Below are 22,664 nucleotides of genomic sequence, written 5' to 3' on the forward strand. Positions count from 1 at the left end.
ACGGGACTTTGGAAGGTGACTTGGCTGGACGCTTACCTGTAGCTATCGCAAATAGCAGATAGTGCCGGTTCTGGCTTTCGGAGGGCGCTGATGCCCAGGGTTCAGCAAGCGAACGCAGACCTGCCCTTATGCTTTTAAGCCGCTCGGCAATGTGGAGTAGATCGGACATTGACCGAGCCAGACGATCCAGTTCGGGGCGGTCTCGCTTGGTCCCAGTGACCTTCTCTTCGAAATCTCCCAACAGGATCATATATTGATGGTTTCTAAGCCGCGATGGGGGTGCGCAGGAAAGCCTGCAATGTACTCGTCCGGGTTGTCCGAACCGAACTCGTCGAGCATCGGAAAGGGGTCATATCGCTCTGCGACTGCACCGCCGAACAATCGGGTCAGCCTGACGTCGTCTAAATCGTCATGCCCCTGTAGAAAAATTTTGCGGTGGGCATCGCGCTGTTTGGCTACGACGGAGCGCGAAGGGTCGGCCTTGACTCGTTTCGCGTAGCGCATCACGTAGGCGGCACAGATCACCAGCCCACCTACCAGCAGCACTAGACGCAGCAGCATGCCGTCCGTAAAGGGAATGCTCGCCGCATTGGAGGCGATGACGGTGGCGAATGGATTGATGGTCGAGCCCAGCACGCCGACTCCGGCGCCGATCAGAATCACCGCTACCCCGGTCACCGCATCGTAGCCGGCGGCAATGACGATCGGAATCAGAATGCCGTAGAACGCAAGGGTTTCCTCGGCCATGCCGTAAGTCGTGCCGCCAAGCGCGAACAGCGTCATCAGGATCGGAATCATCCATATCTCTCGGCCTTCCAGATGTTGCATGACGCTGCGTATACCGGTGTCGATCGCACCGGTGGCATTTATCACCCCGAGAAAGCCGCCCAGAAACAGCACGAACAGCGCCACGTCGATGGCGTTGGCGACATAGCTTTCTGGATCATAAAAACCCGCAATGGGAGCCAGCATGACGTCCATAAAGCCCTGGGGGATGGGCTCGACCACTTGGTAAGTACCTGGCACAGCCACTTCACGACCGACCTCTTCATTCATCACCCGCTCATACTTTCCGGCGGGAATAACCCAGCTCAGCGCAGCAACTAGAACGATCAGTAGCAGCAGGATGGTATAGGCCGTTGGAAAGCGGCTTGTCAGATCCTCTTCCGGGTTTTGCGCGGTAGTGTTTTCTTCAGCCATGGTGGCTCTCCTTCTCTGTGGCCTCACTGAAGACTGCGATAGCGCAGCTAGTGGTGCCGGTAGATTGGCAGTGATCCTTCGATCAACGGTAGCGGGGCAATAAAAAACCGTCCAGTCGTTTGTTTTTGTGAGCGATTTAAATGCGTTGGAGTTGATTAAGATCTATCTATTGAGCAACAAATGCGGGAGTAGCATTCCTTTATGCATCCCCAGCTTTACTGTGAGCATTGGGGCGCCTAGCCAATGGCGATTGATAGCAGAGGTGAGGACAACCGCACCATCGCCGTCGGCGTGCCTAGCTCTCCGCCAGAGGTACTAAGGGGAGAGGTGTATACCGTTGACGTTGAGGTGACCGCATCGGTTTGAATTCAGCGGCAAGGGCTGGAGGGTTAACCTGGAAGGTCGACGTTTTTCGGAACTGGATCTGGAGCGCACACGACAGCGTTATTGAATGCCCCGCAGAAACTGGCGAGCCAAGTTCTGATCGGGGCGATCAGATCCTATCAGTCAACACTTGCTTCGCACGATACGAGCATTTGTTTACGAGTACACGCGGCAGCCAGTCACGCCATCTGGCCGATGGTTTTGCGAAAGCGTGCCAACGACAGGAAAAACAGCACCGTGCCGATCAGGGCCAGCGCCAGGAACGGCTGCCATACCGTCTCCAGGCCCGCACCCCGGTAGAGAATGGCCTGGCTCAATTCCACGAAATGGGTGGTGGGCGTGATCAGCATGATGTTCTGCACGATCTCGGGCATGCTTTCGCGCGGCGTGGTGCCACCCGAGAGCATCTGCAGCGGCATGATGGTCAGCATCATCAACATACCGAACTGCGGCATGTTGCGCGCCAGGGTGGCGATGAAGATGCCCATCGACGTGGTGGCGAACAGACTGAGCGCCGCGCCAGCGAAGAACAGTGCAATGGAACCCTCGACTGGAACGCCCAGAACGCCGCGCACCATGAGATTGAGGGACAGAAATGAGGCAATCAGCACGATCAGGGCCATCGACCAGACCTTGGAGAGCATGATCTGCGCGGGTGTAACCGGCATCACCAGCAGGTGCTCGATGGTGCCGTGCTCGCGCTCCCGGATGAGCGCCGCGCCAGTCAGGATGATAGACAGCAGCGTGATGTGGTTGATGATCTGCACCACGGAGCCGAACCAGGCCTTGTCCAGCGCGGGGTTGAAGCGCGCGCGCATCGCCAGATCCACGGGTGGCGCGTCGGTGCCGCGGTAACGCTTGACGAACTCATTGACTTCACCGGTGAAGATCTGCTGGATATAGCCACTGCCGGTGAAGGCCTGGCTCATGCGGGTGGCGTCGACATTGAGCTGCGCGGCGGGCGATCGCCCCGCCAGCACGTCACGCTGGAAGTTGGGCGGAATGACCAGGGCGAAGGTGTACAGCCCCGCATCCATGCCCGGGTCCACGTCCCCATAGTCGATCATGGCCGGTGGCGTGAACTGCGGCGGGTAGAAGGCCGAGGCAATCCGCTGGGACAGCGCCGAATTATCCTCGTCGACGATGGCGATGGGCGCGTTGTGCAGCGTCTCCGGCATGGACGTGGCCGAGGTGTAGACCGACGCGGTGAACACATAGACGATGAGTACGAGCATCATCGGATCACGCCAAAGGCTCCACAGCTCCTTGACACCGAGGTCGTAGATGTTGGCAACGTTTCTTCCGCTCATCTCAGCGCTCCTGCTTCTTGAGTAGCAAAACGGCCGCACCGAGAATCACCGGAACCGACAGCAGCATCGACCACAACGGCCCCGCCAGATCGGCCAGGCCGAGCGCTTTGCTGAACACGCCACGGCTGATGGAGATCATGTGCGTGGCGGGGTAGATCTCGCCGATGAACTTGCTGGAGCCTTCAAGCGAGGACACGGGATCGATCAGGCCGGCGAACTGGGTGGCCGGAATGATGGTGCCGATCATGGCAAAGAACATGGCGGCGATCTGGCTGCGCGTGACGGCCGAGGCCAGCAGCCCCATGCCTGTCGCGGCGAAGGAGAAGATCAGCGCGGCCAGCGACAGGGTGAAGAAGCTGCCCGTGACCGGCACACCGAAGACGGTGACCGCGAGCAGGCTCATCAGCAGGAAGTTCACCATGGCCAGACCGACATAGGGCAGTTGCTTGCCAAGCAGAAACTCGATGCGCGTGACCGGCGTCACGTACAGATTGGTGATCGAGCCCGTCTCCTTCTCGCGCACCACCGCGAGCGCGGTCAGCATCGCAGGCAGCATGAGCAGCAACAGCGGAATCACCGCCGGCACCATGGCCGGCAGGCTCTTGACATCGGGGTTGTAGCGAAAGCGCGTCTCGACGCTGGCATTGCCGGCTGCGCTGGCGCCGCCGCGTTCGCTAGCCTGAGCTAGCAGCCAGTGCTGGTGCATGCCCTGGACGTAGCCTTGGACGGTCTCCGCGCGTTGCGGCATAGCGCCGTCGATCCAGGCACCTATCTGTACGTTCTGGCCCCGCAACACATCGCGGCTGAAGCCAGGGGGGATTTCGATGGCCAGCGACAGCTCCCCGCTGCGCATACGCCGGTCGAGGTCCTCGTAGTCGACGATCGGTGCGTGCTCGGTGAAGTAGCGCGAGCCGGCGAGGTTCAGCGTGTAGCTTTGGCTTAGGGTGGTCTGGTCGCGATCGAGTACCGCATAGCTCAGGTCCTCTACGTCCATGGTGATGCCGAAGCCAATCACAAACATCAGCAGCAGTGAACCGCCCAACGCCAGTGTGGCACGTACAGGGTCCCGCTGCAGTTCGAGCGTCTCACGCCACAGATAGCTAAACATGCGCTGCAGACTGAAACCGCCGGCGCCGTTCCCGCCGTGCTCAGCAGGCGCCGCAGAGGGTTGATTCTCGTGATTAGCGGCCTCCGGCTGGCTGAGCGGGGTGACTGGGCCGCCGCCCTCGGCTTCGAGGAGGTAGCCGATGAAGGCCTCTTCAAGGGATTTGGCGCCGCGCTTCTCGACCAGTCTTGCGGGCACGTCGCTGTCCAGCACCTTACCCGCATGCATCATCGACATGCGGTCGCAGCGTTCGGCCTCGTTCATGAAGTGTGTGGAAATGAAGACCGTTACCCGGTCGCGCCGCGACAGCTCGATAAGCAGCCGCCAGAACGCATCGCGCGCCACCGGATCGACGCCGGAGGTCGGTTCATCCAAGATCAGCAGCTCGGGCTTGTGCACCATGGCAACGGCCAGCGATAAACGCTGCCGTATGCCCAAAGGCAGGCTGGCCGGCAGGCTGTCGAGGACGTCCACCAGCCCGAAGCGCTCCACCATCTCATCCACGCGGCCGGGAATGTCCTTCGGGGGCACGCTGAAGAGCTTGGCGTGCAATTCCAGGTTTTGCCGTACCGTGATTTCGCTATAGAGCGAGAACGCTTGCGACATGTAGCCGACGCGGCGACGGGTGTCCAGATCATGCGGATCGACTTCGTGACCGAACAGCCAGGCCCGACCCGCGCTCGCCGGCAGCAGGCCGGTGAGCATCTTCATGGTGGTGGACTTGCCACAACCGTTGGAGCCGAGGAAGCCGAAGATTTCGCCGCGCCGGATGCGAAAGGAGACGCTATCGACGGCGATGAAGTCGCCAAAGCGCATGGTCAGCTCCTCGGCTTCGATGGCGATATCGTCCGCGCCGTCATCCGGCAAAGGGGGAATGACTACCGCTTGGTGTCCGCGCTTTTTCTCTTCCGGGAGCAGGCGGATGAATGCCTCTTCCAGGTTCAGGCTGCTTGTTCTTTCGAGCAACTCCTGCGGTGTGCCGGTGGCGAGGACATTGCCGTCGTCGATGGCCGCCAGCCAGTCGAAGCGCTGGGCCTCATCCATGTAGGCGGTGGCCACAATCACGCTCATGCCGGGACGATCAGCGCGGATCCGGTCAATTAGATCCCAGAACTGCGCGCGCGCCAGCGGGTCCACGCCGGTCGTCGGCTCATCGAGAATCAGGAAGTCCGGGTCGTGAATCAGCGCGCAGCACAGGCCGAGTTTTTGCTTCATGCCCCCTGAGAGCTTGCCTGCCGGGCGCGACAGGAATTTGAACAGGCCGGTGGCCTGGGTCAGCTCATTGATGCGCTGGCGGCGCTCTGCGGCACCATGACCGAACAGGCGCGCAAAGAATTGCAGATTTTCCTCGACCGAGAGCGTCGGATACAGGTTCTTGCCCAGTCCCTGCGGCATGTAGGCGATGCGAGGGCACACTTGCTTGCGATGGGCCTTGCTGGCCATGTCGCCACCCAGTACCTCGACCGTGCCCTTCTGGATGATACGTACGCCAGCCAGCAATGAGAGCAGACTGGATTTACCGACGCCGTCGGGGCCGATCAGGCCAACCATCCTCCCGGCGGGAATGTCCAGATCGATGCCATCCAGGGCGATGACATCGCCGTAACGCAAGCGCACCTGACGGACGCTTGCAACGGTCGTGAGCTGCGCGCTCCCACTGTGGCTCATACCTTACTCCGGCACGCGAAGGGACAGGTTTTGAGGCCATTCGGCATTTGCGTCGAGCTTGATCCAGGCCACGCCGGGCAGCCCGGTCTTGACCTGATTCAGGTGTTCACGCAGCAACTCCGGCGAAATCTGCGCGCGCACACGAAACATCAGTTTTTGCCGTTCGCTGGCGGTTTCGACCGTTTTGGGGGTGAACTGTGCCGCGCTGGCGACGAAGGAAACGGTGGCTGGTATCACGTACTCCGGCGCGGCATCCAGAACGATGCGCACCTCTGAGCCGAGCCCGACGCGCCCGGCCACGGTCTCGGGCAGGAAGAAGGTGAGGTATACGTCCGACAGGTCGATCAGGTTCAGGACGCGTCCGCCCGACCCAAGCACCTCGCCAGGTTGCGCCACGCGCACCTGAACCCGCCCGTCACGCGGCGCGCGCAGTTCACTGTCGCGGATGTCGGCTTCGATGCGAATGATGCTGGCCGTGGCGGCGGTCACGCTGGAGCGGGCGCCGACCAGTTGTGCTTTGGCTGCCTCGACTGCGGCGCGGGCAGCGGCAGTCTGCGCTTTGCTGGCCGCGAGCGTCGCCTGTGCGCCCCGTACGCGCGCCCGGTCATCGTCCAGCTCCTGTATCGAGGCGGCGCCCTCTCGGGACAGTGTCTCCGAACGTGCCAGACGCCGCTGTGCGGCGTCGAGCTCCGACTCGCGCTGACCGACGAGTGCCTGCGCCGCAGCAACGTCGGCTTCGCGCAATGCGACCTGTGCCTGCGCTGCGGTCACCGCGTGCTCGGCCTGTTGACGCATGGCGAAGGCTTCGTCGCGCTGTGCCTCAAGCGTTTCCAGTTGCATCCTGGCCAATGGCTGGCCAGCTGTGACGAAATCGCCTTCACGTACCAGTATGTCTTCGATACGTCCGGGCAGCTTGGTGGCGATGTCGATTTCGGTGGCTTCGATGCGGCCATTGCCGTTGGCGAACCCTTCGCCGGGTCCGCTGTCGGCAAGCTCCGTCCAGCCCCACCAGGCCAGCGCGATAACAACCGCTGCAGCGGCAGCGACCAGGAGTTTTTTCTTGAGAGAGGGGGAGACAGTCATGGGTTCGGCGTGCCTTAACGGGTTGATGGGGTGGAAGCGGGGGTCGAGGCCGCACCCTGTGCCTCGCCGGTTGCGGCGAGGGTGCCGCCGCCGAGCGCGGCATACAGCGCCACCTGGCTGGACAGCAGCGCGCGGCGCGCCTGTACCAGTTGTTGCTGGGCACCCAGCAGATCGCGTTGGGCATCCAGCACCTCCAGGAAGGCGGCCGAGCCGTTGTCGTAGCGCAACTGGGCCAGCCGTGCGCGTTCGCTTTGCGCTTCCAGGTTGGCTCTCTGGATCGTCAACTGCTCAGCCAGCCAGTGCTTTGCGCTCAGCGCATCGGCCACCTCGCGGAAGGCTGTTTGAATGGTTTTTTCGTATCCGGCGACGGCGATGTCGCGGCGCACTTCGCTCAGTTCCAGATTGGCGCGTCGGCGCCCGCCATCGAAGATGGGCAGTGACAGGGTGGGCATGAAGGTCCAGGCGCGACTGCCGGAATCGAACAAGCCATTCAAGTCGGAGCTGGCCGTGCCGAAGCTGCCAGTCAGCGCAATGCGCGGCAAGAACGCTGCGCGGGCCGCGCCGATGTGGGCATCGCTGGCACGCAATTGGTGTTCGGCGGAAATGATGTCCGGGCGACTGACCAGCAGCTCCGAAGGCAGACCGGCCCGCAGCTCAGCCAGCACCGTCGTTTCATCGAAGGGCACCTTGGTGGGCAGCGGGCCAGGATCGGCGCCCACCAGCATCGCCAGCGCATGCCGTTGCGTGGCGCGGGCTTGCTCAAGCTGGGCGAGCAGCGCCTGAGCCTGGTTCAACAACGTCTGGACTTGGGTGAGATCCAGCTTGGAGGTCGAGCCGACTTCAACGCGGCGCCGGAAAATGCGATAGGACTCCTCGCGGGTCGCGACGGTTTGACGGGCGATAGCCACGCGTTCGTCTATCTCGCGCAAGCCAAGATAACCGTCGGCCACCTGGGCGATCAGCGCCAGGTGGACGGCCTGGCGGGCCGCGTCGGAAGCCAGCCAGCTTTGCAGGGCGGCGTCTTCCAGGTTGCGGACCCGGCCCCACAGATCCAGCTCCCAGGTGCTCAAACCCACCTCGGCCCGATATTCGCCGCCCACCTGCGACCGGCCCGACATGTTCAGATCGCCAGGGACGCGGGCGCGTCCACCCTGGGCACCCACGCCCACGGCAGGAAATCGATCCGAGCGCTGAATGCGGAATGCGGCGCTGGCTTCCTCGACACGCAGCGCGGCCAGGCGCAGATCGCGGTTGTTCTCCAGCGCAGTCTCGATAAGGCGTTGCAGCAAGGGATCCGTGAAGTACGCCTGCCAGGCCAGTTCTCCCGCATGGGCGCCGTCTGTGCTCGATTCAAGATGACTAGGCCAAACCTCGGGTGCTGGCAGCGGTGGCGTATTAGGAGTGGGAGCGAGCGACATGCAGCCGGTTAGTGCGACAGCGCTCAGTGCAAGCGAGGCAGTGCGCAATCTAAGCTCAGGAAACAAGAGAGAAGCTGAAGGCATGGTCACGTTCCGTACGGGTATCGGGCCTAATGGGGTCTGGTTGTAGAGCGGTAGGCGTCCATGTGCAGCGACGTGCTGGTGGCGGCGCTCGCTTTGGCACCGATGAGCGCGCATGCAGTAATTCGGCACTTCGATGGTCTGCCGCAATCGAGCGGGGCCTTGATGGCTGTGCGCACCTCGTATTACGCCTGTCGACACCAACGTTTAGAACACGCTGCAGAAGAGGTTTGTTGGTGTTTCGATTCGCCGAAGGGCCAGTGCAGCCTGTTGCATGGCATGTGCGTTCACCCTTGCACTGGGTATGTGGCTCACGCCCGCCATCAGCTTTCTTTCTCGCAAGTTTGATAAAACCCACGGCATCTCCGTTAATCGTGTATGCATCCGGGTCTTAGCGGCTGGTCGACGAGGTGTTCTTGCGATCGTATTCCTTATCATTATAGGTTTTTTTAAAACAAACGACCAGGCGGTTGTTTCTGGCGGTGCGTTACAATTCCGCCTCCGCAACCCCTGGGGCGGCTCGTTGATACCGGTTGACGGAAATTGTTTGGGCGGGATCAAAGTTGTTTTTCGGTGGAGTCGGTGGCCATCCCGTGAGAACATTTTTCAAATTTGGAAAGGGGCTTTGAATGCCAGCCAGGAAAGAAGACGTCGTCACAGAGAAGCGCCGCTACTTGTCCTCGGCAGCTAGGAAAGAGGAAATATTGGACGCGGCTCTGGTTGAATTCTCGGATCGGACATACAACGCCGTGTCGATGGAGCGTCTAGCGGAATGCGCGGGAATGTCAAAGGCAGGAATTTACGCGCACTTTAAAAGCAAGGAAGAGATCTTTCATGCCTTGCTCGAACGTATGACCAAGCAGCTTTGCGATTTCCAAGGCTGGCTCCCGGACGAAGATTTGACTTTGCCGGAGCTAGTAGACGTGTACCTTGATCGCCTGTACGCGACGTTTGACTCCCCCGCTACCATATCGGTCTACCGACTGCTCCTAGCCGAAAGTGCCAGAGCACCTGCACTGGTCCGGCATTGGCGAGAGGAAGTTGCGGGCGGATTACGGGAGCGGGCGCAGCTCATCATCCAGCGCAACATAGAACGCGGGGTCATTCGCCCAGGTGTCTTGACCGAGCACTTTTTCCCGCTGGCGCTCGCTCCCGCATTGCTATGGCTGAACTCTTCAATGTTATCCAGAGGCGACCCGTCAATATCGCTTGTACAGTTGCGGGAGGCGCATAGGCAACTGCTGCTTGAGCTTCTGCAGCCAGAGGTGAGTAGGGGCAGCGGGCTGAATTAGATGTCGGTTTGCCATAGTATTGCCATTACCATCGTCGGGACCGCACTGGCATGCCATACAACCGAAGCGACTGGAGGCTGCATAGCGCAACGGCGATCAAAGCGAACAAGCGGCTGCCTCGCTAAATTGAATGAAACATGCTGACGGCGTCCAGACATTGCTAATCGCGGCATCCCCAAAGTTAGAGCAGCCTCGACCTCGTTCTGAATACACAAACCGCCCGATGCGCTGCACCGGGCGTCTTAAAGATTGGGGCTGGGGGAAACGCTGCAGCCATTAAGTGCTACATCGCGCCAGAGTCTCAGGGCCGCAAATCAAAACACAAAATGTGTCAGGGCAGGGTGAACAGCACCTTCACTGAATCATTGACCGCGGCGCTGTCGACATAGCCGATAGCGTCGGCTTCGGCGGCGACTTTGGCCACAACCGCCGAGTCGCCGGCTTCGGCCGGCAGGGGCTGGCCCTTACCGGTGAATACCAGGCCCGACCAGTAGGACTTCAGCTGGGCTTCGTTCTTGCTGGTGACGGCGGAGTAGAATTTTTCCTTGGTGGGATTCCAGTCTTTCTGGTCGATGCCGCTTAAGGTTTTGTCCCTGCCGAGAAAGATATTTGCCACTTCTGCCTGTGAGGGCGCTTTGGTTGCGCCCGGATTGACGATCACGGCCACCTCGGCGTGCGCCATGGCAGAAGCCAGGCTTAGCAGAGCGGCGGCGAGAGTCTTTTGAGTGAAACGATTCATGTTGGCTCCTCTTAGAATACGAAGTCAGCGCCGATGCTGAAGATGTCGCCGTCGAACGTTGGCTCGGCAGTGTTATACGCCGGCACAAAGTTGCCGTTGTAGTTCCGGGTGGATTCGACGCGTTTGTATTCGCTCTTCAGCGTAACGTTGGCGTTCAGGCTGTAGTTCAGGCCAAACGCCCATGACGAGTCGCGGCCAGCGTCGCTTTCGTCATGCTGGGCATAGGTAACGTGAGGCAAAAGGTCACCGAAGCGGTGACCGGCCATGATGTAGAACGCGTCGTGCTCGCCCAGCGGGCTGCGGCGGTTGATGATTTCTGCGTTAGTGACCCAGCTGCCGTTGTCGTACTGATGGCCAAAGGACATGAATTTGCCCTTGAACTCGTCGCTTTGATCCACGATCAGAGTGGACTCGGTATAACTGTATCGGAACGTCCCGATGTCGTTGGTCGCCAGGCTCACGCTGCCGGTCAGCAGCTTTTTGTAATCCACGTCTAGACGGGCATCGAGACCATGAATGAAGATATTGCGGTTTACTGCTTGGCCGTAACTGGCTTGAAAATTCAGCGTACCGAAGGAAAGCGGAAGGCTGTATAGGGCATCTGCGCCTTCGTAATTGGTAATCGGCATCTGGCTGTAAACTTCGTCCGGCAGGCGCAGCCATGGGTAGGTGTAACCGACGTCCAGCGTCTCGGAAAACATGAACGCGCCCGGGCGCAAGCGGCCAGCACGAACGGTGAATTGATCGTTGACGGCGTACGCCAGATACGCCCATTCCAGCTGTAGACGCCAGTCGTCCTGCTCAGGCTTGGCGACGGTCTGAATAGTAGCGCTCAGCTGGTCGGTTAGGCCGTAGGAAAATTGTCCGCCGAGCTTTGACAGCTGGTCGCCGCGCCAAGAGTCGGTGGTCTGGCCGGAAACGCCATAGCCCTTCGCATCGTCTGCCCCACCGATGCGGCTGATGGCTGCAGTGCCAAAGCCGTTGAATCGGTATTCACCTTGATCCAAGGCGAACGCTGAGGTACTGGCCAGGCAGATGGCCACGCCGAGGATATTGAGTTTATTCATTGTTCGTACTGCTCCAGGATTATAAATTTAAACGCGGAATTGGGCGGTTGCCTGGCGTAGGTGATCTCCCGTACCTACCAGTTGTTCGCCGAGACGAGCCGTGGCTTCGGCCCCGTTTGCGGTTGCTTGTGCATCCTGCTGCAACACTTCTGTTTCTTTTTGAATCGATTCGGACAGACCGATCTGCTCTTGTGTATGGCGAGCAATGCCTGCGTTGAGCTCGTCGATCTTGCTGACCGTCTGCGCGATGGTTTCGAGTAGCTGAGTCGCCTCGATCGAATGCTCAATGCTTTCGCGGGATTTATTACCGTTGACTGTCATAACGTTAAGCACGGTATTGGCGCTGTTCTGTAACCGCTGGATGATTTGCTGGATCTCCGCGGTCGAGGCGGCGGTTTTTTGCGCTAGGTTGCGTACTTCGTCGGCGACCACCGCAAAGCCACGTCCCTGCTCGCCGGCTCGGGCGGCCTCGATGGCAGCGTTCAATGCGAGCAGATTGGTTTGTTCGGCGATACTGCGGATCACCGTCAACACCGAGCCGACTTCCTGGGTTTCTTCTTCGAGCTGTTGCATTGCACGAACGGCACCCATCACGCTGTCGCCCAAATCACTGATACTGCTTGAAAGGTTGCCGATGTTCTTGCGGGCCGTGACGGCCTGGCGCGAAGCGGAGCCGGCCTCATCGGAGGCTTGGCGCGAACGCTGCGCTACCTCATGAATGCTGCTGGTCATGGTATGGATGTCACGGCTGATCGAGTCCGTGTGATGTTGTTGGGACTTTGCGTTTTCCTCGGAGCCTTGGGTCAGGCGGTACAGCTCTTTCGAGCAATCGCCGATGGGACTGGCGGCTTCGATGATTTGTCGGATAGTGGTTTGCAATTTGTCGAGGAAGCCGTTGAACAGACGGATCATCGCGCCGATTTCGTCGTTGGACTGGACGTTGACGCGACGGGTCAGGTCGCCGTCGCCCTTGGCAATGCCTTGTAATGAGTCGATCACGCCACGGACGTTAGCCATGATGCTGCGCGTGACGGCCCAGGCACATAAGGTGACCAGGATCAACAGCGCCAGGCTGAGGATGATTCCCAGGCGAGTGGTGGTTGCGTTGACCTCACGGGTTTCGGCAAGCGTTTGCTCGAAGTCCTCATAAGCGGCACTGCGGAACTCCGCGGCAAGTTTTTGGGCCTGAGCCAGGTCATTGGCCATGCGATCGAGACTCGGACGCAAGTCATCAAAGGACGCGCTGCCGGTGACGAGCTTACCGGACGCGGAGATCGCATTTTCAGCGTAACGATCCACGGCGAGACGCCAGTCGTTGAGTTGCTCACGGCGATTGGGTACCTGTACGAGCTTCTCCAGCTCCTGCTGGTGTGTGTTGATAGCCTGCAGAACTTCGCCAGCTTCGGTGAGCAGGTTCTGTTCGCCAGCCGCAACAGCGCTATTGAGCAGTCCGGGGATACGGGAGAACTGGAAAATGGCTGCATCGGCCCGTTCCAATACTGGATAGCGGCGGGTTTCCAATGCTTGCAGCCGCGAATCGGTCGCCGAGAGCTGAAACGACGTGTAGCCCACGTACAAGACAAGGCCAAGTATCGCAACGGCAGGGGCGAGGGACAGTTTTAGAGTCAGCGGTAGATTTTTAAGCATAATTTTGGCTCTAGGCAGAACGCATCGGATTGCACACTGAGTGATGGCTAGATGATGTTGGGCGCGACCGTTGATCATCGACCGCCGTCATACGTATCGACTTAAGTTGGCTTAACTTGAACAGAAAATAGAAAATTGTAGAATTTAGAAGGCTGCTTATCACAGACCTTCTCGATGATCTCTGCACCAAACTAGTTATGCTTGCCTGAGGTCGAATCCTCGATGCATCGGTGTACCGAATACCCCCTCTGCCGTTTCGCTGTGGTAATCCGGGGCGCTCCGCTCCGCCAGCACTAATAAAAACAACAGGTATTTCATGGGTGTTAGCCAGATAATCCTTCGCCGCTCGCTTCCTTTGCTGCTCGCCGTGCTCCTGGTTGTATCGTCTGTTATCTCCTATTCCGTTAAGCGAATGACCGATACGCTTGACCGTAACGTGATCGAGCACAGCCATTTCTTGATAGAGAAGGCGTTAAGTCACAGACAGGCCATGCTTCGGCAGGGAATGGCCGCATTCGTCACGCTCAATAACGCCTCAACCGATCCGCAATCGCGAGCTAAGATGGCGGCTCCAGACGTGCTTTTTTACAGCCTCGATTTCGATGCCCTTATGGTGTTTGGCTCCGGCGTCGAAAAAACTCGGGCGCTCACTTCCGAGGCAATGCGGGACAGCGATCTGCTTCAGCGGCTCGGCGTTGGGTTGGATGGGCTGTTAGAGCAAGCCCGGCGGGGTGGCCCCGATGCGTTGACAGGTGGAATTCTGCGGCTCGATGACACGCTGGTTCTCGCTGCTGCGGCAAATGCTTTGCCTGAGGATCAGGTCGCCCTGAGGCGGGCTTCCGGCACCACCTTGGTTCTGATTGATTTGCTGGATCCGGACGAACTGCTGCGGCTCGGCTTCCAATACGGACTGATCGATTTACATTTAATTGGCCAAGGTGAGGGTGGTGCGATATCAGAAGATGGCAGCCTAGCGCTCACCGACTTGGCGGGCGCCTCGGTAATCTTCGGCTGGTCGGCTCCTGAGTTCGGTCATGAGATGCTTGAAGGGCTGCTACCGATAGTCGGCTCCTCTGCGGTATTAATGCTTCTTCTAATAGGGTTGATCGCCCTTGATGCGGTGAGGGCATCGCGACGCCTTGAAGATAGTCACTCGGCGCTTACGGTCAGCCAGGCAAGCCTTGCTAGTAGTGAGAAGCGCTTTCGTGATATCGCCGAGGCTGCATCGGACTGGTTGTGGGAAACCGATGAGCGCTTGAGGTTGATATACCTCTCCGAACGGTTTGAACGGGTCACCGAATTCAAAGCCAGCCAATGGCTGGGACGTCCGCTAGATGAGCTGCTTCAGGCTGATACGCAGGGCATCGCGCTGTGGTTACAGAAACAGAGCGGCAAACCCTTGCGTTGCAAGTACTCGGACCGTAACGGTGACGTTCGGATCTGTCGCGTGGCGTCGCGGCCGATCATGGCGGACGGGAAATGTGTCGGTTACAGAGGTACTGCCAGCGACATCACCGAGGAGGTCAAAGCGCAGACGCAGGTGGAGCATCTATCCATGCACGACGCTTTGACTGGCCTGCCCAACCGTAACAACTTGAATGGTTTTCTGGCCGGTAAGCTGGGAGCCAACAGGCCGTTGGCAATGATCAGTCTGGACCTGGATCGATTTAAGCCAGTGAACGACACCCTTGGGCATGCTGCAGGCGATCTGGTGCTCCAGGAAATGTCGCTCCGTTTGCTTAACTGTACGCGCAATGAAGACCTCGTCGCTCGGCTTGGCGGCGACGAATTCATCATGGTTCTTGATGGCATAAGCTCCCAGGAAAGCATTGAGACGCTTTGTGCACGCCTTATCGATCAGATCAAACAACCGATCGTGTATGAAGGGCAGAACATCTTCGTCGGCGGAAGCATCGGTATTGCGCTTGCGCCGCAGGACGCTACCGAGGCGAGCGAGCTGTTGCGCTGTGCGGACATTGCGCTCTATCAGGCCAAGGAAGACGGACGTGCCACGTGGCGGTTCTACGCCAGCGAAATGAACCAGCGGTTGTTACAAAGACGGCAGCTTGAGATGGACCTGCGGCAAGCCATGGCTATGGGAGAAATGGCGCTTCAGTATCAGCCGCGCTATCGAACAAATGGTATGCACATCATCGGAGCTGAGGCACTGGTGCGCTGGCAGCATCCACAAAAGGGGCTGCTCGGACCGGCACACTTCATTGACCTAGCGGAGGAAACTGGGCTCATCGTCCCGCTTGGACGATGGGTTTTAACTGAGGCCTGCAACGAAGCAGCACGCTGGCCGGAGGATATCTGCGTGTCAGTTAACCTGTCCGTGGTCCAGTTCCGTCAGAGCGACCTCCGACTGGATGTTCAGCGGGCACTGACGGAAGCCGGTCTGGCTGCCTCGCGGCTTGAGCTGGAGGTTACCGAGAGCATCTTACTGGATGAGTCTGCGGGAGCGTTAAAAACACTCAATGCGCTCAAAGAGTTAGGCGTACGCCTGACCATGGACCACTTCGGTACGGGCTATTCTTCGCTCAATTACCTACGAAGTTATCCATTCGACGGGTTGAAGATAGATCGCAGCTTCATTGGCAACGCGCTAAGTTCCGCTAATGACCGTTTGATCATCAAGGCAATCGTTGGGCTCGCCGAGGCCTTGGAGCTCACGGTTACCGCCGAAGGCGTGGAGACTTATGAGCAGCTTGAGTGGTTGGACGAAGCAGACTGCGCGGTGGTGCAAGGTTTTCACATGTGCCAGCCTCAACCCGCTGAGGAAATGAAGCGTCTGGTTCAGAAAATGGGCTGATGCAGCTCGCCGCCCTCAGAGAGTCAGGCACCAGCAGCTAGTTAACTTGAGGTCCGTGTCAGGCGAGAAACCTTGAGAGCTAACGATACGATTGTAGTAGCTAACAAGGCAATCAATGGCAAGTTTTGTGACCGAGTATTCAGCCCTTACCCAAGGAGTTCTCCAGTCGAATGCTAGCTAGCATCGATATCACCCCCGGCCTAATTAGGCTGCGGTACTACGGTTGCTGACCGCCTAGCGCTCGTTTTGGAGCAGTTTCACTTGGCGGTGTAATGCCGAATCCACGAGGCCAGGCGAAAGACAGGCCTCGACATGACTTCTAGCGTTGTTCTAGTACCAAGGCGGCTACGACATCGGCGCGGCCTGGGAGAAGTTCAATCATGCCGAGCGGTCCTGCAGTTGGTTAATACGAAATCTCCTATGTCCGTGACGATCTGCCAATACCGCTTTTTCGCTTGCTTGGGCGATGTGAGCAAACGGTGGTATTGGCTGAGCTTGCGGCTATGTTCAAGCCGAGCAGATCGCCAAGGCGTGCGACAGGTAACCAAAACCTAGCCAGCTTGTCCGTCCGATGTGTCGACAATCTTCGTTGACGATGACATTTATTTGGAATAAATTCACTGGCCGCTACGTTATGTGTCAACAATATGCTAAATCCAGCTTAAGGCGGGAACACGTATTCCGTCACATTTAAACTGCCATCGTGAAAGGCGAGATAACCCTCGGCAGCAAATCTCTGAGCCCGAGCTTGCGCGCACATATGGCATAAGCCAGGGACCGTTGCGTGAGGCTGCTGGTTCGCATGTCGCACGTGGGAGCTCGTGTTGTTTCACTCAGCCATGCCGAGCTGATCGAGCTCTACGAGATCCGTGAGTCACTGGAAGGCATGGCCTGTCGCCTGGCGGCCGAGCGTATGAGCGAGGCGGAAATTCAAGACCTGCGCAAGGTACTAAGCACCCATGAACGCGATGAGGCCTTCCAGGCCGGCGTCGGCTATTACCAGCAGGAAGGCGACTTCGACTTCCATTACCGGATTATCCAGGGCAGCGGTAACCGCACGCTGGCCAAGTTGCTGTGCGACGAGCTGTATCAACTTGTCCGTATGTACCGCATCCAGTTTTCCGCAACGCCCAACCGCCCGCGTCAGGCGTTCGCCGAACACCACCGGATTCTCGATGCCATTGCCGACCGTGACGGCGAGCTGGCGGAGCTGCTGATGCGGCGCCACATCTGCGCTTCCAAGCGCAATATCGAGCGGCACTACCTGGCTGCTCAACAACAGACATCACAACCAAGAGGTGAGGCATGACACTTCCTACCCCCGGTCAGCGTTTCCGTGACGCGGTGGCCAGCGAGCATCCGCTGCAGGTCGTTGGCGCCATCAACGCCAACCACGCCTTGCTGGCCAAGCGCGCCGGCTTCAAGGCCATCTACTTGTCCGGCGGCGGCGTTGCCGCGGGCTCGCTGGGGCTGCCGGACCTCGGTATCACCGGTCTCGACGATGTGCTGACCGATGTGCGTCGCATCACCGATGTCTGCGACCTGCCGCTACTGGTAGATGTCGACACCGGTTTTGGCTCCTCGGCGTTCAACGTGGCGCGTACCGTCAAGTCGATGATCAAGTTCGGCGCGGCGGCGATCCATATCGAGGATCAGGTTGGGGCTAAGCGCTGCGGCCATCGCCCGAACAAGGAAATTGTCACCCAGCAGGAAATGGTCGACCGCATCAAAGCGGCTGTTGATGCACGTACCGACGACAGTTTCGTGATCATGGCGCGTACCGATGCGCTGGCGGTGGAAGGATTGAATGCCGCACTGGACCGCGCCGCGGCCTGCATCGAAGCGGGTGCCGACATGATCTTCCCCGAGGCCATCACCGAGCTGGTGATGTACAAGACCTTCGCCGACCGCGTGAAGGCGCCAATTCTGGCCAACATCACCGAGTTTGGTGCAACGCCCCTGTACACCACCGAAGAGCTGGCCGGCGTCGATGTGTCCTTGGTGCTCTACCCATTGTCGGCGTTCCGCGCCATGAACAAGGCGGCCGAGAATGTCTACACCGCGCTGCGTCGTGACGGTACTCAGAAAAATGTGATCGACACCATGCAGACGCGCATGGAGCTCTACGATCGCATCAACTACCACGCATTCGAGCAGCACCTCGACTCACTGTTCGCTCAGAAGAAGAGCTGACAGAAAGCCCCCGCTGCGAGCCAGCGGGGGCTGTGTGGTTCATTTTTCAACGTGATTTGCAGTATCCAGAACAAATCCAAGAAGGAGATAGCAATGGCTGAAGCAAAAGTTTTGAGTGGCGCAGGCCTGCGTGGCCAGATCGCCGGCCAGACTGCCCTGTGTACCGTGGGCAAGACCGGTGCCGGGTTGACCTACCGCGGTTACGACGTACGTGAGCTGGCGGCCGAGTGCGATTTCGAAGAGGTGGCCTACTTGCTGTTCTACGGCGAGTTGCCAAACACACAGCAGCTGACCGATTACAAAAGTCGCCTGAAGACCATGCGGGACCTGCCGCAGGCGCTAAAGGAAGTGCTCGAGCGCATCCCAGCCAGTGCGCATCCGATGGACGTCATGCGTACCGGTTCGTCGGTGCTCGGCACGCTGGAGCCGGAGCTCAGCTTCGACCAGCAGCGCGATGTGGCCGAGCGGCTGATGGCTGCTTTCCCGGCGATCATGTGCTACTGGTATCGCTTCACCCACGACGGTGTTCGCATCAACTGCACCAGCGACGAAGAGACCCTGGGCGGCCATTTCCTCGCGCTGTTGCATGACCAGAAGCCTAGCGACTTGCACGTCAGGGTGATGAACGTCTCGCTGATTCTTTATGCCGAGCACGAGTTCAACGCCTCGACCTTTACCGCCCGTGTCTGTGCTTCGACGCTGTCCGACCTCTATTCCTGCGTGACCGGCGCTATCGGTTCGCTGCGTGGCCCACTGCATGGCGGCGCCAACGAAGCGGCCATGGACATGATTGAGCAGTGGAAGAGCCCGCAAGAAGCGCGTGAAGCCATCCTCGGCATGCTTGAGCGCAAGGACAAGATCATGGGTTTCGGTCACGCGATCTACAGCGTTTCCGACCCGCGCAACGAGGTGATCAAGGTCTGGGCCGAAAAGCTCGCCGATGAAGTGGGCGACACCGTGCTCTATCCGGTCTCGGTCGCCGTCGACGAAACCATGTGGGAGCAGAAGAAGCTCTTTCCGAACGCCGACTTCTACCATGCGTCCGCCTATCACTTCATGGGCATCCCGACCAAGCTGTTCACGCCGATCTTCGTCTGCTCGCGCGTTACCGGTTGGGCATCCCATGTGTTCGAACAACGCAGCAACAACCGGATCATTCGGCCGAGCGCCGAGTACATCGGTCCGGAGCAGCGCAAGGTTGTCCCGATCGCCCAGCGTTGATCGGAGCGAGGGAGCTCGTCGCCGAGCTCCCCGCACCTTGCCCCACAGAACATTACTGAATTGAGTTCTTCCGGCATGAATACAGAACACCGCAAACCTTTGCCAGGCACTGGGCTTGACTACTTTGACACCCGTGAGGCGATCGAAGCTATTCAACCGGGTTCCTATGAAAAGCTGCCCTATACGTCCCGCGTCCTGGCCGAACAGCTGGTGCGTCGCTGTGAGCCCGAAGCGCTGACCGATTCGCTGAAGCAGATCATCGAGCGCAAGCGCGACCTCGACTTTCCCTGGTATCCGGCACGCGTCGTCTGCCATGACATTCTTGGCCAGACCGCGCTCGTCGACCTCGCCGGTCTGCGCGATGCGATCGCGGAGCAGGGCGGCGACCCGGCGAAGGTCAACCCGGTTGTTCCGACTCAGTTGATCGTAGACCACTCGCTGGCGGTGGAATTTGCCGGTTTCGATGCCGATGCGTTCGAAAAGAACCGAGCCGTCGAGGAGCGACGCAACGAGGACCGCTTCCACTTCATTGAGTGGACCAAGACCGCGTTCAAGAACGTCGACGTGATCCCGGCCGGCAACGGAATCATGCACCAGATCAACCTGGAGAAGATGTCGCCGGTGATTCAGGCACGCGGTGGCGTGGCCTTTCCGGATACCTGCGTAGGTACCGACTCGCACACTCCTCACGTCGATGCGCTGGGTGTGATCGCCATCGGCGTCGGCGGTCTTGAAGCCGAAACCGTGATGCTCGGCCTGCCGTCGATGATGCGACTGCCCGACATCGTCGGCGTACGTCTGACCGGCAAGCGTCAGCCTGGCATCACCGCCACCGATATCGTCCTCGCGCTGACTGAGTTCCTGCGCAAGGAACGTGTGGTCGGGGCCTGGGTCGAGTTCTTCGGCGAAGGTGCCGACAGCCTGACGATTGGCGATCGCGCGACCATCTCCAACATGTGCCCGGAATACGGCGCGACCGCATCGATGTTCTACATCGACCAGCAAACCATCGATTACCTCAAGCTGACCGGCCGCGAGCCGGAGCAAGTTGCGCTGGTCGAGCAGTACGCCAAGGAAACGGGCCTGTGGGCAACCGCGTTGGAAGGTGCCGAATACGAGCGCGTGCTCGAATTCGACCTGTCCAGCGTGGTGCGCAACATGGCTGGTCCTTCCAACCCGCACAAGCGTCTGCCGACCTCGGCGCTGCACGAGCGTGGCATCGCCGACGAAGACATGCTGGCTGCGGCCAGGGCGGAGGAGGCCGAAGGCCTGTTGCCGGACGGTGCGGTGATCATTGCTGCCATCACCAGCTGCACCAACACCTCCAACCCGCGCAACGTGGTTGCGGCCGGCCTGCTGGCCAAGAAGGCGAACGAGCTGGGGCTGGTGCGCAAACCTTGGGTGAAGACGTCCTTCGCGCCAGGCTCCAAGGTCGCCAAGCTGTACCTGGAAGAAGCCGGGCTGCTGAGCGAGCTGGAAAAGCTCGGTTTCGGCATCGTCGCTTACGCCTGCACCACCTGTAACGGCATGTCCGGTGCGCTGGATCCGGTGATTCAGCAGGAAATCATCGAGCGCGACCTGTATGCCACCGCAGTCCTCTCTGGCAACCGCAACTTCGACGGCCGTATCCATCCGTACGCCAAGCAGGCCTTCCTTGCCTCGCCGCCGCTGGTAGTCGCTTATGCCATCGCCGGTACCGTACGTTTCGATATCGAACAGGATGTGCTGGGTACCGACAAGAACGGCAATCCGATCACCCTGAAGGACCTCTGGCCGTCCGACGAGGAGATCGACGCCATCGTCGCGTCCTCGGTCAAGCCGGAGCAGTTCAAGCAGATCTACATTCCGATGTTCGATCTGGGCACCATCGAGGAAGCCAAGAGCCCGCTCTACGACTGGCGTCCGATGTCCACTTACATCCGTCGTCCGCCGTACTGGGAAGGTGCGCTGGCCGGCGAGCGTACGCTCAAGGGTATGCGTCCGCTGGCGATCCTGCCGGACAACATCACCACCGATCACCTGTCGCCGTCCAATGCCATTCTGCTGAACTCGGCCGCCGGCGAGTACCTGGCGAAAATGGGCCTGCCGGAGGAAGACTTCAATTCATACGCGACCCATCGTGGCGACCACCTCACGGCGCAGCGGGCGACGTTCGCCAACCCGCAGCTGGTCAATGAGATGGCCGTGGTTGACGGTAAGGTGCAGAAGGGGTCGCTGGCGCGCGTCGAGCCGGAAGGCAAGGTGATGCGCATGTGGGAAGCCATCGAGAGCTACATGACTCGTAAGCAGAACCTCATCATTGTGGCTGGCGCTGACTACGGGCAGGGGTCCTCACGTGACTGGGCTGCCAAGGGCGTGCGCCTGGCGGGTGTCGAGGTAATCGTCGCCGAAGGCTTCGAGCGCATTCACCGTACCAACCTGGTGGGCATGGGCGTGCTGCCGGTCGAGTTCAAACCGGGCACTACGCGCCTGACCCTTGGCCTCGATGGCACCGAAACCTTCGATATCGAAGGCGAGCTGTCGCCGCGCTGCGACCTGACGCTGGTCATTCGGCACAAGAGCGGTGAAGAGACCCGTGTCCCAGTCACCTGCCGCCTCGACACCGCGGCCGAAGTCGGCGTTTATGAGGCCGGCGGCGTGCTTCAGCGTTTCGCCAAGGACTTCCTCGGACAGGCGTGACCGTCCGACCACGTAGGGTGGATGGCGTTTTTCCATCCACCGCACCGGCTCTAGCGGTGGGTCGGTGAAGCGCGATCCACCCCTACGGTCCATTCATTTTTCAGCCAGGAGTCACTCATGGCTCATCAGCCCCAGATCAAGATTCCCGCGACCTACATGCGCGGTGGCACCAGCAAGGGGGTATTCTTCCGGCTGTAGGACCTGCCGGAAAGCTGCCAAGTGCCGGGCGCTGCGCGCGACAAGCTATTCATGCGTGTAATCGGCAGCCCTGACCTGTATTCGGCGCACATAGACGGTATGGGCGGGGCCACGTCGAGCACCAGCAAATGCGTCATCCTGTCGAAGAGCAGTCGGCCTGAGCACGACGTCGAGTACCTCTATGGCCAGGTCTCGATCGACAGCGCTTTTGTCGGTTGGAGCGGCAATTGCGGCAACCTCTCCACGGCTGCTGGTGCCTTCGCCTTGCACGCTGGGTTGGTCGATCCGGCGCGGATACCGCGCGCGTCTGGCGCCTTCGAAAATCGGCTGCTGACCGAAATTACCTCTGATGATCGATTACCCGAAGCATGTGACAGTGGCGAATCGAAGAGTCTAAACTACCCGCCGATTGATGACGGTGTCGCTAAAGTCGTTACCCTTGAAATGGCTCCATTCCGCGCTTAATACAAGGCCTCGACGGTGTGACGGTTAAAGCGACGGTAAAGCCTGCATTAATTAGGTTATAGGTTCAACAACTATGCGGGCTCAGGCGACTTGTTGATGATT

Annotated in this window: 12 protein-coding genes and 5 pseudogenes; 7 read left to right on the forward strand and 10 right to left on the reverse strand. The window is 59.5% G+C overall.

All coding sequences use genetic code 11. The features are described 5' to 3' along the window. From NA619_RS23705 to NA619_RS23735, 7 genes and pseudogenes are all read right to left on the reverse strand, one after another. Positions 1–250: pseudogene (locus tag NA619_RS23705) on the reverse strand (hypothetical protein); the annotation flags it as partial. Next, positions 216–429 (reverse strand): annotated as a pseudogene (locus NA619_RS23710) (pirin family protein); the annotation flags it as partial. The pseudogenes NA619_RS23710 and NA619_RS23705, both read right to left, overlap by 35 nt. Next, positions 412–1,200, reverse strand: a pseudogene (locus tag NA619_RS23715) (YfcC family protein); the annotation flags it as partial. The pseudogenes NA619_RS23715 and NA619_RS23710, both read right to left, overlap by 18 nt. A 563-nt stretch (positions 1,201–1,763) precedes the next feature. Next, on the reverse strand, positions 1,764–2,894 hold the full coding sequence (locus NA619_RS23720) for an ABC transporter permease (RefSeq protein ID WP_255964279.1): 1,131 nt from the start codon (positions 2,892–2,894) through the stop codon (positions 1,764–1,766). Between the two features lies 1 nt (position 2,895). Further along, positions 2,896–5,667: a ribosome-associated ATPase/putative transporter RbbA gene (rbbA, locus tag NA619_RS23725; RefSeq protein ID WP_255964281.1), complete on the reverse strand. Its 2,772-nt coding sequence runs from the start codon at positions 5,665–5,667 to the stop codon at positions 2,896–2,898. Between the two features lie 3 nt (positions 5,668–5,670). Further along, on the reverse strand, positions 5,671–6,750 hold the full coding sequence (locus NA619_RS23730) for an HlyD family secretion protein (protein WP_255964283.1): 1,080 nt from the start codon (positions 6,748–6,750) through the stop codon (positions 5,671–5,673). A gap of 14 nt (positions 6,751–6,764) precedes the next feature. Further along, positions 6,765–8,252, reverse strand: a complete 1,488-nt coding sequence (locus NA619_RS23735) for an efflux transporter outer membrane subunit (protein ID WP_255964285.1) — start codon at positions 8,250–8,252, stop codon at positions 6,765–6,767. A gap of 626 nt (positions 8,253–8,878) precedes the next feature. Here NA619_RS23735 and NA619_RS23740 point away from each other — a divergent pair. After that, a complete protein-coding gene (locus NA619_RS23740; RefSeq protein ID WP_042928818.1) occupies positions 8,879–9,541 on the forward strand; it encodes a TetR/AcrR family transcriptional regulator in 663 nt (220 codons plus the stop codon). 331 nt (positions 9,542–9,872) lie between these two features. Here the strand turns inward: NA619_RS23740 and NA619_RS23745 are convergent, their stop codons facing one another. Genes NA619_RS23745 through NA619_RS23755 form a run of 3 tightly spaced genes read right to left on the reverse strand, consistent with a single transcriptional unit; the run spans position 9,873 to position 12,994 of the window. Next, entirely contained in the window at positions 9,873–10,280 is a 408-nt protein-coding gene (locus NA619_RS23745) for a hypothetical protein (protein ID WP_042928819.1), read from the reverse strand. An 11-nt stretch (positions 10,281–10,291) separates the two neighbouring features. Then, positions 10,292–11,347, reverse strand: coding sequence for a porin (locus NA619_RS23750; RefSeq protein WP_255964287.1), 1,056 nt, complete (start codon positions 11,345–11,347; stop codon positions 10,292–10,294). 27 nt (positions 11,348–11,374) lie between these two features. Further along, positions 11,375–12,994, reverse strand: coding sequence for a methyl-accepting chemotaxis protein (locus NA619_RS23755; RefSeq protein ID WP_255964289.1), 1,620 nt, complete (start codon positions 12,992–12,994; stop codon positions 11,375–11,377). Between the two features lie 316 nt (positions 12,995–13,310). Here NA619_RS23755 and NA619_RS23760 point away from each other — a divergent pair, with 316 nt between their 5' ends. From NA619_RS23760 to NA619_RS23785, 6 genes and pseudogenes are all read left to right on the forward strand, one after another. Further along, entirely contained in the window at positions 13,311–15,806 is a 2,496-nt protein-coding gene (locus tag NA619_RS23760) for a putative bifunctional diguanylate cyclase/phosphodiesterase (RefSeq protein ID WP_255964291.1), read from the forward strand. Between the two features lie 700 nt (positions 15,807–16,506). After that, positions 16,507–17,115 (forward strand): annotated as a pseudogene (locus NA619_RS23765) (GntR family transcriptional regulator). Next, entirely contained in the window at positions 17,112–17,999 is an 888-nt protein-coding gene (prpB, locus tag NA619_RS23770) for a methylisocitrate lyase (RefSeq protein WP_148926107.1), read from the forward strand. Before NA619_RS23765 ends, prpB begins: the two are co-directional and overlap by 4 nt. Before the next feature lie 93 nt (positions 18,000–18,092). Beyond that, positions 18,093–19,220, forward strand: coding sequence for a bifunctional 2-methylcitrate synthase/citrate synthase (gene prpC / locus NA619_RS23775; protein ID WP_255964294.1), 1,128 nt, complete (start codon positions 18,093–18,095; stop codon positions 19,218–19,220). Positions 19,221–19,295: 75 nt separating this feature from the next. Next, positions 19,296–21,899, forward strand: a complete 2,604-nt coding sequence (gene acnD, locus NA619_RS23780) for a Fe/S-dependent 2-methylisocitrate dehydratase AcnD (RefSeq protein ID WP_255964296.1) — start codon at positions 19,296–19,298, stop codon at positions 21,897–21,899. Positions 21,900–22,016: 117 nt separating this feature from the next. Next, a pseudogene (locus tag NA619_RS23785) lies at positions 22,017–22,397 on the forward strand (PrpF domain-containing protein); the annotation flags it as partial. Positions 22,398–22,664 lie beyond the last annotated feature (267 nt).

The sequence above is a fragment of the Stutzerimonas stutzeri genome (genome assembly GCF_024448895.1).
GTDB classification, from domain to species: Bacteria; Pseudomonadota; Gammaproteobacteria; order Pseudomonadales; family Pseudomonadaceae; genus Stutzerimonas; species Stutzerimonas stutzeri_Q.